10 protein-coding genes are annotated in these 11,419 nt (G+C 53.0%); 2 read left to right on the top strand and 8 right to left on the bottom strand.

Translation table 11 applies throughout. From position 1 onward, the window contains the following. Nucleotides 1-42 precede the first annotated feature (42 nt). From C557_RS0116270 to C557_RS0116235, 8 genes are all read right to left on the bottom strand, one after another. The gene (locus tag C557_RS0116270) at nucleotides 43-927 is read right to left on the bottom strand and encodes a DUF58 domain-containing protein (RefSeq protein ID WP_018752953.1); all 885 of its coding nucleotides are present in this window, start codon (nucleotides 925-927) and stop codon (nucleotides 43-45) included. Next, on the bottom strand, nucleotides 924-1,913 hold the full coding sequence (locus tag C557_RS0116265; protein WP_018752952.1) for an AAA family ATPase: 990 nt from the start codon (nucleotides 1,911-1,913) through the stop codon (nucleotides 924-926). The genes C557_RS0116270 and C557_RS0116265 overlap by 4 nt, the downstream gene beginning before the upstream one ends. A gap of 25 nt (nucleotides 1,914-1,938) precedes the next feature. Beyond that, nucleotides 1,939-3,615 carry a DUF2721 domain-containing protein gene (locus C557_RS0116260; RefSeq protein WP_018752951.1) on the bottom strand — a complete coding sequence of 559 codons (1,677 nt, stop codon included), beginning with the start codon at nucleotides 3,613-3,615 and terminating at the stop codon, nucleotides 1,939-1,941. Nucleotides 3,616-3,647: 32 nt separating this feature from the next. Further along, complete coding sequence (locus C557_RS23675) at nucleotides 3,648-4,661, bottom strand: ABC transporter permease (protein WP_018752950.1); 1,014 nt, start codon at nucleotides 4,659-4,661, stop codon at nucleotides 3,648-3,650. Further along, nucleotides 4,648-5,586 (bottom strand): ABC transporter ATP-binding protein, encoded by a 939-nt coding sequence (locus tag C557_RS0116250; protein WP_018752949.1) that lies wholly within the window; start codon nucleotides 5,584-5,586, stop codon nucleotides 4,648-4,650. The genes C557_RS23675 and C557_RS0116250 overlap by 14 nt, the downstream gene beginning before the upstream one ends. Then, nucleotides 5,583-7,949 (bottom strand): DUF7408 domain-containing protein, encoded by a 2,367-nt coding sequence (locus C557_RS23670; RefSeq protein WP_154656259.1) that lies wholly within the window; start codon nucleotides 7,947-7,949, stop codon nucleotides 5,583-5,585. Before C557_RS23670 ends, C557_RS0116250 begins: the two co-directional genes overlap by 4 nt. A gap of 228 nt (nucleotides 7,950-8,177) precedes the next feature. Next, on the bottom strand, nucleotides 8,178-9,077 hold the full coding sequence (gene purU / locus C557_RS0116240) for a formyltetrahydrofolate deformylase (RefSeq protein WP_018752947.1): 900 nt from the start codon (nucleotides 9,075-9,077) through the stop codon (nucleotides 8,178-8,180). 34 nt (nucleotides 9,078-9,111) lie between these two features. Next, nucleotides 9,112-10,224, bottom strand: a complete 1,113-nt coding sequence (locus tag C557_RS0116235; protein WP_018752946.1) for a deoxyribonuclease IV — start codon at nucleotides 10,222-10,224, stop codon at nucleotides 9,112-9,114. Between the two features lie 143 nt (nucleotides 10,225-10,367). Here C557_RS0116235 and C557_RS0116230 point away from each other — a divergent pair, with 143 nt between their 5' ends. Next, nucleotides 10,368-10,844, top strand: a complete 477-nt coding sequence (locus tag C557_RS0116230) for a DUF2621 domain-containing protein (protein WP_018752945.1) — start codon at nucleotides 10,368-10,370, stop codon at nucleotides 10,842-10,844. Between the two features lie 371 nt (nucleotides 10,845-11,215). Next, nucleotides 11,216-11,419, top strand: a 204-nt coding sequence (locus C557_RS0116225) for a transposase (RefSeq protein WP_018752944.1), incomplete at its 3' end; no start/stop codon positions are given.

The following is an 11,419-nucleotide window of genomic DNA, read 5'->3' as shown; positions in this document are numbered from 1 at the left end:
AGGCGAGTGGTTAGCTTAGCCACACTTCTATCTGCTCGCTGCTCAACCTGAGGCCCCCGCGCCCCGCAACATGGTAAATACCGCCTTCTCCAGCGGCCAATCCGAGACGATTTGCACATAACGGGCGCCGAGCCGGGAGCACACTTCCTTCAGTTCACGGGTATACTGCTCCATTTCCCGCTCATACGCTTTGAGCACTCTGCTGCTCATGGCAACGTTCTTGCCGCTGCCCAGTTCACTATCGATTAGCCGCAGATCGCCGCTGTATCCCGGGGCAAGCTCCTCGCCGGATACGATCTGCACCAATATTGGCTCTTGCCCCATCGCCATGAGCCGAATCAGCAAATCCCTCAATTCATTAGGGCCGCCCTCCAGCCAGCAGTCTGAGAATATCCAGGCCATGCCCTTCTCTCCGGGACGGACATGAAGCTGCCGCAAGGCCGCTGCCAGATTACCGCCCGTCATGGCGGACGCCTCCTGCAGGAACGCGAACAGCCGCGGGCTTGCGGCTTTTCCTCTGAGCGGAGGCAGCTTGTCTGACGGACGATCCCCAAGCAGCACCGCCTGCACCTTATCCTCGGAGGAGAGAGCCATATAGCCTGCGGCTGCTGCCAGCCTTTTGGCCATATCCAGCTTGTGTCCAAAGCTCATCGAAGCAGAAATGTCCAGATACAGACTGAGGGTCAGCTCCTGCTCATCCCAGTATTGACGGATGAATGGCCTGCCTGTACGGCGGTATACCCCCCAATCGAATCTACGAATATCATCACCGGGCGTATACTCCCGGTAATCAGCAAATTCAAGGGACGCACCAAGCTGACCGGAGCGCCGTTTGCCTTGCGTGGTTCCGCGCACATGGCTCCTGGACTTTACAGACAAGCGCTCCAGCTTGGGCAGTATGGACGGCGGCAGCAGGGAAGCCGTCATTTTCTATTCTCCAGCAAGCCGAGGATTTCCTGAATCACATCATCCGCAGCAATCCCCGAGGATTGGCCTTCAAAGTTCAAAAAGAGCCGATGCCGCAGGGCAGGAACAGCTACTGCCGCAATATCTCCGGTGGACACATGCATCCGCCCCTTGCTGACCGCTCTGACCTTGGCCGCCGATATCATCGACTGAATGCCGCGCGGCCCCGAACCGAAGCGTACGTAATTGCGCACCATCTCTGATGCATTCGCTTCCTCAGGATGAGTCATCAGCAACAGACGGACGCCATAATCCAACACCTCGTCGGCAAGCAGAACCTCCCTGGTCGCCTGCCTAATGTCCAGCAGTTCTTGTGCGGACGCTGCCTTGTCCGCTGACGGCATCAGCGTGGAGGTGGTTCGGCGTACGATTTCCTTCAATTCCTCCTGAGAGGGATAGCCGACATGAATCTTCAGCATGAACCGGTCCAACTGAGCTTCAGGCAGCGGATAGGTGCCTTCCTGCTCCAGCGGGTTTTGCGTCGCAAGAACGAAAAACGGCCGCGGCAGGCTCCGCGTCTCTCCACCAACGGTCACCGTCTGCTCCTGCATCGCCTCCAGCATCGCACTCTGCGTCTTCGGCGAAGCCCGGTTAATCTCATCGGCAAGGACGATGCTGCTAAATACGGGGCCCGGTTGGAACGTCATCTCGGCACTTCCTTGCGGGCCAAATGAGATGACATTAGTCCCTGTAATATCGCTCGGCATCAAGTCCGGCGTAAACTGAATGCGTGAGAAGGACAATTCCAGCGTGTCGGCTACGGTGCGAACGAGCGCCGTCTTCCCAAGTCCCGGAATACCCTCCAGCAAGGCATGTCCTCCTGCAAAAATACACCACAGCATCTGCTCAACGACATCCTCCTGTCCGACGATGACCTTGGCAATTTGCTCGCGAACGCTCGCCATCGTATCGCTCCATCTCTTCACTTCAGCCGTTGGCTCCAACATCAAAATTCCCCTCTCTTATCACACCTTAATTACCCGGATCAATTTCGGTAAAATAGCTCTCTACCAGGCCTTGCAGGCTCTGCGGAAGCTCGCCTCGATTCAGGGCCCGCTTCGCCTCAGCTTCATAATCACTGTATACCTCTTCATACGGGCGACTGGCCCCGTCAAACACGGGCCCTTGCCCTCCCTTCTGTACTTGACCTCCGCTAGTAGGGCCGGTATCCACTTCAACGTTGCCATTGCCCGAGCTTTTGCGAGGGGTAGTCACCAGCGTCCGACTGCCGCTGCCGAATCCCGCACCGCTCCCATGACCTTGTCCTTGGCCTAGCCCCCCGCTGCCTGAGCCTGGACCGTTTCCCTGACCACCTTGACCCTGGCGGTTGCTTCCCTGCCCGGAGCCCGGGCTTCGGCCTTCCATAGCGCTAGTACCATCGCCAGATTCACCCTTCAGTGAATTTCCGTTGCGGTCAGCCCTAGCCCATTCTTCGGCGGTTCCGCCCATTGACCAGGTATCCGATACCGGAAACCCGGCGGCCGACATCTCCTCCGCCAGTCCAAGTCCTTGCTGCGCAAGTCCTGAAGCCAGTTCGGATGCGGCTGCCGCCTGAGACCCGCTTGCTGCGAAGGACTTCATTTCCTCCTCCAAAGCCGCGGCCAACTCGGACAAGTCGATATCCGTACTATTCTGGTTGTTGGCAATATTTTCAGCCGCCTTACGCAGTGCTTCAGCAAGTCGCTTGGACTGCTCGCCTTCCTTAGGCAATTGCTCAACCAACTGCGATAATGCCTCGGCAAGCTGTTCCTTCTCTTGGGCAGAGAGCTTGGGAAGCTGCTGCTTCAGCTTGTCAAGCTCTTCCGAAATACCTTCAGCGTCTTGCTGTTCCAGCACTCGGCCAAGGCCTTCCAGCTTGGGTGCTTGTCTCCAGGCATCAAGCCACTCGGAACGTTGTTGTTGCTGAAGCTCCTGACGCTCTGCCATCTCTTGTAATTGCTTCATGCTCTCTTCAAGCGAACGCAGAGCCTCCTCCGGCTGCTTCGCATTAGCCAGCTCCTGACGGAGCTTGACCAGTTCTTCCCTGAGCGGGGCCTTTACAAGCGGTTCTAGTTCCCTTGCCTCCAGCTCTTCCAAACTTTTGTCCGTCTCCTCCAATTGAGATTCGATCCAGGCCTGCTGCTGCCGCTCACGCTCAAGAATCTTATCCATTGGATTAGGCAGCAGCACCAGAGCTGTCGCAGCGATGGCAGCACAACAAGCCGCAATCAGCATACGACGATTTGGCCTGGGCACAGGCAAATGGCGTTTTAGCTGCAACACATACTCATCGCCATATGCTGCTGCCTGTTCCCGCTGGAGCCGTGCAGCATAGCTATCATTCCCGGCAAAGGACAACGCAGTAACCATCGCGTCCTGCCGCTCTTCTTCATCTATGCGATGATCCATCACCCTCGCCGCAAGTAGCTTGGGCACCGGACGCAGCAGTCCCCAAATGCCTCCGGCAATGATACACAGCAGACCGCTCAGTGCTGTATACAAGCCAAGGAAATGAATGGGCCACAACCTCCCAGCCGCAAGCCAGAGCAAGATAATGGCAAGCGCGGCAAAACTGCCGTACCCGGCCCCGGACAATAAACGCACCAGCCGGATTCGCCGCGATACTTTATTCAATTGCTGATGCAGCTTTTCCATGCCTGCCTGTTCCATGAATCATCGCTCCTTTCTAGGAAAAGTTCATCTTATTCTCGTTTCCTGGATGCCTTCGGTTCTACCTTCTTCATCTCCGGCTCCCCTGACGTCGTGGATTCCCCTGCCTCGGTTCCCGCGCCGCTATACATTGCAGCAGCTTGAGCCTGAGAGGCATCGATCCGCTTGGAACGCCGTTTGGCCCGTACCGGACGGATCTTAAGGATGGCAATCCATAACACCAACAGGATTACAACGCTGTAGACCAGCAGAAATTGCTGCCAGAGCTGAATCGGTGCGGTCGCTTGGAGATTGTTTCCCATTACCAGAAATGCTTCCTTGGAGAACGAAGGCTCAAATATGCTGATTAATGCCCCTGCCGGATTCAGCCCGAGCAAGTAGCCAACCCAGGAGTATGCGCGCGGCGGCGAGCCTGATGCGTAATAATTGGCTTGATCAATGCTCAGAGCGAAAATATAGGCCAGCCCTGTGAACAGAAAGATCGCAAGCCCTACCCCATAGGTCATAATGACGGCAAGAATCGTTCTCTTGAACAATGTCGAAAAGCATACGCCAAGCGCTCCCAGCAAGAGCATAATAAATAGATAGAAGAGAAACACCGAGGCAAGCTGGCCCATGGATACCCCTCCGTACAGAAAAACGATGCTGTATACCGGGAGCGTGGCCACAATGATTAACGCCATGAAGCTGAGCGATGAGGTCAGCTTGCTGAGGATAATCGCCGCCGAGCTTTGCTGTGTGGTGAGCAGCATATTCAGCGTTTGCTTCTCGCGTTCCCCGCTGATTACACCCGCGGTAAGCGGTGGGGTCATAAAGGCTATCAATACAAGCTGCGCGATGCTAAGCACATAGAACATCATTCGGCTCGTCTCCGAATCGATCCGGGATGTCCTCATTCCCGCAGTCAACACATAAATAATCCCCATCGCCAGCAGCCCGGTAACCAGCACATAGGCAAGGACAGTAATTGCCGAGCGGGCCGAACGCATTCGCAGCCTGAATTCTTTGTCCAGCACGGGATTCATCACTATGCTACGCCAGTTCATGCGCTCCGCCTCCTTTGGTAATCTCCAGAAATACGTCTTCCAGGTTGCTCTGTGCTTCATGGAACGAAATAACTTGAAAGCCTGCCGCAAGAATGCCGGCCAGCAAAGCGGACTGCTCCATATCTCCGCCAGCAAAGTGGACGTGCACGCCAGTCTCGTCACACAGCACCTGACTGACATGTGATTCGTCACGAAGACGCTGAGCAAGCTCCTCCGACCGGTCCAGAAGCCGGATATGCAGCACCCTCTTCACCCGCAGCCGGTTCTGGATATCGGCTACTTTACCTTGGGCCACCATTCGGCCATACTCAATAACTCCGATTTCGTCCACCATCTCCGCCAACTCGGGAAGGATATGGGATGATATAATAATGGTCTTGCCCATCAGCTTCAGTTCCTTAAGAATCTCCCGCATCTCGATTCGCGCGCGAGGGTCCAACCCCGAGGCCGGTTCATCCAGAATCAGCACATCGGGGTCATGGACCAGGCAACGGGCCAGACACAGCCGCTGCTTCATGCCTCGCGAAAGACTGTCTACATAAACATCCCGTTTGTCGCTCAGATTAACGAGTTCAAGAAGCTGGGGAATCAACTGTTCGCGTTCGGCCCGGGGGATACCGTAGCTTGCTCCATAAAAATGCAAATACTCGGTGGTCTTGAATTGATCATACACACCGAAGAAGTCCGGCATGTAGCCAATTCGCTTACGAACCTCATGAGGATGCTCCGTCACCTCATACCCGCCTACCTTCGCAGAGCCGGAAGTTGGAGCAAGCAATGTCGCCAGAATGGACATCGTAGTGGATTTGCCAGCTCCGTTTGGACCCACAAAGCCAAATACCGTCCCTTTGCCAATCGAGATGCTCACATCTTTGAGCGCGGCGAAGCTGCCGTACATTTTCGTCAGATTTTGAATTTCAATCATGGAGCCAACCTTCCTTTCAGCATAATTTCGGGCAACTGGAAGGAGGTCCATTCCGTGGTGATGTATTTTACCTTGACCGTCCCGCCCTGAATGTACTGCTCGGCAGCTTCGGTAATCCCCGCTTCCCATTGACCTTTATGCTCATTCCAGACCTGCATTTTACTATTATTAGGGAAGGAGGACCGGACTTGAATTTCCTGATATTCGATCCTCTCGTCTGCTGGCAAAACAAATTCTAAAATAAGCTCTCCCTCAGACATATTTATATAATTGCTCCGTTCCCAGTACATTTCTGTCGCCGTATTGCTAACGATATCGGGCAGAATCATGCCAAACGGAATATCCACCTGTCCATTCAGCTTGAAGCTTGGTTTAAAGGGCTGAGCCCACAGATTCAAATAATCAGTTTGACGCTGCTTGCCGTTGACCATGTAGCCATCCCCTTGATCGGGAGCCTCCTTGCTCCAGGCCAGCAGTGCATATCTTCCGTTACTTCCGGAAGCCTCTATATATTGGTCAATCATAGCACGCTCACGTTCCCTTTCATCTGAAGAACTCCGGGAGTGACCGGTATAAGGAAAGATAAGATCACCGTAACTTCTGTTGCCAACAGAGGTAAATGTGGCGGGAAGCTGGACCTCATCGCCACGGGGCAATTTACCCAGCGCATAAATCTGGCTGGCCGCGACAAGATAAGCATCCTCCAAATCACTACTGGTCTCGTTCCTCACCGTCCCTTGAAGCTTGCCCTGGCTATCAACAGACACGTCAATCTGCAGTTGACCGGTGCTCAACGACTCGGGACGCTCCATCCACAGCTTAGCCATTGACCTAGGCGTCATCTCTCGCAGTGTCAATTCGGTCGCCTCCGCGTTTACCCGAAGCAATTGGCGATCGGCGCCGCTCGCTTGACCCCCAAGCAGATTGCCCTCGCGCTCAACCAAGACCCGGGTCCCTGCTGGAAGTTCAACCTGATAGTTGCCCCCTCTTGGCACAAACAAGGCAGACGAAGCCGATTTGACTGCTTCTCCCTGACCGTCAAGCTCGATAATGTTCAGTGTATGAGCGCGAATGTCTCCTCTTCCGCTAGTACCCGCCAGATAGATCGATACGCTGGCGATCACCGCAATCAATGGCATCAGACCCCATGCCCACTCTCTGCGGTCAAGCTTCTTCAACACGAAGTACAGCAGTGGTGCAACCAGAATCGCATACAGCACCAGCATCCAGAACAGAAGTGAGAACGGCGGAGGAGTCAGTGAAGGAAAATAATCAAGCGCATAGGATAATCCGCTCATTAAGTTCCATTGGGATTCCCCCCCGTAGAGCGTGCCCGTTCCCATAAAGTCCGCCCGCAGGATCTTGGTCCACAGGTCAGCGTGACCACGCCAATGATACACCGGGTCCATGGATATATCATAAGCCACATAGATGGCATTTCCTTTGCCCACGGACTGTGTGGCCACCATTGGCACACCATCCGAGGACATCACGCTCTTCGCGCCCTCCTTCACCACCGCCGAAGACACGGGAAACGGCTCCGCCAGCTTTAATGGCTCGCCGGTTGTCCGGCTGAACGCGGTCAATTCTTTTACATCCGTCCCCCCCTTATACTCAACGGGAGCAATGTCTTCGAAGCCCTTGGCCGTCTTGGCATACCCTTGTCCACCAGCCAGAACGAGACTGCCTCCTTGCTTGACCCAATGATGCAGCGACTCAATTTGCTTTTCCGACAACGTGTCTGAAGCATAGTTATTTAACACAATAACATCCAGCGTGGACAGCAGGACGGCATCCTCAGGCACCTGCTCCTTCGCCAGTGGTGTCACCAAGGCATTTTGTTTGTTCCCACTGGACGTCATGAAATTCAGGGTATCGGGATCAGCGGCCAGAACACCAATCATCAGACTGTTCACTGCTGAGCCTTGTATGTATGCGCGGCCGGTGCTGAACGGAATATACTTGCCTTGTTCCGCCGTTCCTTCGTAAAATTCAATACTGCTATTATCCTTGCCATAGTTGTTGCCCAGCACGGCAAACTGAACGGTCTTCGCCTCCCCGGCCGACAAGTCCACTCGTTCAATATAGGAAGAAGACGTCCCCGTAAAAGGGCTAGCCGTCTCTACTACCAATTCTCCCGAAATATCCTTGTCGCTCAGCAGCTTGACCGATAGCGGCCCCCATTCGTTCATGGCGATTTTTCCGCCGTAGCCCAGTTCGGATTCCACGGTCAGTTTAGGCTCGGCCGCCTGCACGGTAAGCGGGGCTGAAATGCCCAGCAAAAGACAAGCTGTCAGCAGTATGCTTGCCACCTTCAGCATCAGTCCCGCTGGCCTGAATTGATTCCATATCGATAAAAGCACGCCTTCCTTCCCCTCTCCAACTAAATTCATATTTCTGCACTTTTTCTTGCACTTCTTGTCATTATAACGTATCTGGACTCTCTAAAGTTTCCCTACCAATGCCTAGCGCTGCCAGATGGACATGTTAACTACCTTAGACCTACCTAAGGGTTACTTGAAAAAAAGCCCCGGGACAAGCGAAACTTCCACCTGTTGGCCCGAGGCTAAATCCATGGTTTGCCCTACAAATTAATTAAACACGACAGTCTTGTTTTGATGCACGAGAATGCGATCTTCAATATGCCATTTTACCGCCCGGGCCAGCACTACCCGTTCAATGGTGCGCCCAATCCGCTTTAATTCCGAGACATCATCCCGATGGCTGACACGCTGAACGTCCTGCTCGATAATCGGGCCGCCGTCCAGTTCTTCGGTAACGTAGTGAGCGGTGGCGCCGATGATCTTCACCCCGCGGTCATATGCCTGCGCATACGGCTTCCCGCCGACAAAGGCAGGGAGAAACGAATGATGAATGTTAATGAGACGATTGCGATACGGTTCAATCAAAGCCGGGGACACAATTTGCATATATCTAGCCAGCACAATAAGATCCACTTTCCCGTTCACGATGTCCAGTTGCTGCTGCTCCGCCTCCCGCTTGGTGCTTGGAGTTACCGGAATATGATGATAAGGAATGCCAAACGATTCCACGTACTCCCGCATATCGGGGTGATTGCTGACCACCATAGAGATTTCGGCGTCCAAGTCGCCCGCCTGCCATTGCCACAGCAGTTCAACCAGACAATGATCCTCCTTGGATACGAAGATTGCAAGCTTCTTCTTGCGGCTTAGTTGATGAATATTCCACTGCATGCTAAACCCTGCGGCGACCTCGTCAAAATCAGTGCGCAAGTCCAAAATCCGGTCGTCCAGTGCCTCCAGATCAAACTCCACCCGCATGAAGAACATCCCGCCTTCGGGATTCATGGTATATTGATCTGATTGTACGATGTTCGCGCCGTGCTCATGCAGAAAGCGGGACACTGCCGCCACAATTCCCGGTCCGTCCGGACATGATATCAACATGCGCGCACGGTTGTTTTCATAAGGCTTAACGGGTTGTCTTCCCGTCTTCGTAGGTGTATCCACGTTTTACAAATCCTCCTGCCATCTATTCTGTCATCTATGATCCTTGGGCAAACCAGGCCACCAGCCGGTGGTTAATCTCCTCCTCGGTGCAAACCGGGAACAAGCCTGCCTCTGCTACCAGATCATATAGCCGCTCCATAGGCTCTCTTGGGTCAGCCTTCTTGGCTTTGGCATCATTTTTGAGCACATGCCAGGTGTCCAGCACGTAGGAGCGTGCTCCGATACCTTCCTTCGTGAAGAAATCCGACAACCGTTCCACATCCTTCAGGAAGGCTTCGCCGAAGCGTGCCTCCACCTCGCCACGCAGCAAGGCAATCTCCACCTCATACATCGGACGCTGCGTTTTGGGGTCCTTCCCTACCCAAGGGGTCTCAAGGATGAACGGCCGGCCGCTTAACGCTTCATGATGCACCACCCGCTTGATGGCCTCAAACCCAATCCAGCCTGAGCCGATGGGCGTATGCCGGTCCTTCTTCGCGCCAACCGGATTTTTGCTGTCATTGACATGCACAACTTCAATACGGCCTAATCCGATGGTATCGTCAAAATGACGCAAAACGCCGTCCAGATCATTTACGATATCATAACCCGCATCATGAATATGGCAGGTATCCAGGCAGACTGTTAGTCGTTCATTATGCTGCACCTTGTCAATGATCTGCGCAATTTCCTCAAAGCTGCGCCCCATTTCCGTACCTTTGCCAGCCATAGTTTCAAGCGCAATACGGACCTCCGTTTCCTGCGTGCCATTCAGCACCTCATTCAAGCCCTCCGCAATCCGGGCTACGCCATACTCGGCATCCTTGTCCGTAAAGGCTCCGGGATGCAGCACAATATTGCGCACGCCAATGGCATGAGTACGACGGATTTCCTCCTGCAAAAAATCAACCGCCAATTGATACGTATTCGACTTATAGGAGCCAAGGTTAATGATGTACGGGGCATGAACGACGATCTCGCCAATTCCGGCCTGTTCCATCGCCACCTTCCCCTCTACAATATGCATCGAGTCAATCGGCTTGCGCCGCGTGTTTTGCGGTGCTCCGGTATATATCATGAAGGAAGTGGAGCCGTATGAGGCCGCCTCTGCTGTAGCACTAAGCAAACCCTTGTCCGAGAATGAAACGTGGGAACCAATTTTCAACATATATATTCCTGCCTCCTTTGGGACGGTAAATCGCTAAACATTCCTTATTTTAGCTTGAATACTGAAATAAATAAAGAAATAAGGTATAATTCAGGCAGATTAGCTTATTTTTGAACTAAAAAGCATTGATCTTCGAGGTGATGATGGTGCTGCAAGGTACACTTTATTTCCTGCTGGCAACTGTCCAGGGGCCCAGCCGCTGGTTCATGAATAGCATCGCTTTCTGGGGCTTCGTGTTGCTGGGCATGATGGCTATTGGCGGCTTCTTTATGTTCCGCAAATTCCTCAAGGTGCTGCCCAAGGCTGACGGCATGTCCAAGCTGGACTGGCAAAATCACTGGGTCGAACAAAGCCGCCACCTATGGACGGACGAAGCCAAGGCCTTCCTCGACAAGCTCGTCGAGCCGGTGCCTGGCCCCTTTCGCGACATCGCCAAGCATTCCATTGCGGCCGAAATCGGCAAGACCGCTCTTGAGGAGAACGCAACTGAGGTCACACAGGAGCATTGTATTAAAGGATACATCATAGCCACGCCCAAGCGCGACAACAAATTTTTGGTACATTTTCTGGAGAAGAATCAGATCGACTATCAGCCCTATCGTCATTTGCTGAACAAGTAACAAGTAAACTGCTTCTTATGAACATACATGGATAGAAAAGGTGCTGCTTTTAGAACTTTACAGGCTCTAGAGCAGCACCTTTCTCTTATTTTGTACAACCTGCAAATCCATGGCACGTAACACGTAACAAACTATATACAACAAGGCCCCACACACCGCATCGTTTTCCGACTTTAACAGGAAATCCTCCAACTAATTACGCTCAAATCCTTCTATTTTGCGATTTAACGGGAAATTGTCCTGTTAATTCTTCGGTTTAAAGACCCAAAAGCCGATTATCAGCTAATTTATAGGGACGTTTAGAGCTAGAATAAAAAGTGGACACCTCGTTAAGAGAAAAAGATAATAAAACTAACTGAGGAGGTGTTCACGTGGGTGAGCAGCGGAATCGCTATAACGAAGAATTTAAAAGACAAACAGCTAAATATCTCCATGAACAGACGAAATCGGTGGAGGAAATCGCCTTAGAGATGGACATCCCAGCAAAGACGTTGCATGCCTGGAAAGCCAAATATCGCGAGTTCAAGAATGAGTCCATCTCCAGTGTGGAACGGCTTCGAGAATTAGAACAACTC

Origin of the sequence: Paenibacillus sanguinis 2301083 = DSM 16941, from assembly GCF_000374825.1 — a bacterium.
In the GTDB taxonomy this organism is placed as follows: Bacteria; Bacillota; Bacilli; order Paenibacillales; family Paenibacillaceae; genus Fontibacillus; species Fontibacillus sanguinis.
The sequence above is the reverse complement of the archived record's forward strand: the minus strand, read 5'-3'. Positions and strand labels throughout refer to the sequence as shown.

What these genes read in the sequence shown, in the direction of transcription:
- C557_RS0116265 (WP_018752952.1), bottom strand. Translation starts at nt 1,913, where the DNA reads ATGTTGGAGCCAACGGCTGAAGTGAAGAGATGGAGCGATACGATGGCG.
- C557_RS0116250 (WP_018752949.1), bottom strand. Translation starts at nt 5,586, where the DNA reads ATGATTGAAATTCAAAATCTGACGAAAATGTACGGCAGCTTCGCCGCG.
- C557_RS0116235 (WP_018752946.1), bottom strand. Translation starts at nt 10,224, where the DNA reads ATGTTGAAAATTGGTTCCCACGTTTCATTCTCGGACAAGGGTTTGCTT.
- C557_RS0116260 (WP_018752951.1), bottom strand. Translation starts at nt 3,615, where the DNA reads ATGGAACAGGCAGGCATGGAAAAGCTGCATCAGCAATTGAATAAAGTA.
- C557_RS0116270 (WP_018752953.1), bottom strand. Translation starts at nt 927, where the DNA reads ATGACGGCTTCCCTGCTGCCGCCGTCCATACTGCCCAAGCTGGAGCGC.
- C557_RS0116230 (WP_018752945.1), top strand. Translation starts at nt 10,368, where the DNA reads ATGGTGCTGCAAGGTACACTTTATTTCCTGCTGGCAACTGTCCAGGGG.
- C557_RS23675 (WP_018752950.1), bottom strand. Translation starts at nt 4,661, where the DNA reads ATGAACTGGCGTAGCATAGTGATGAATCCCGTGCTGGACAAAGAATTC.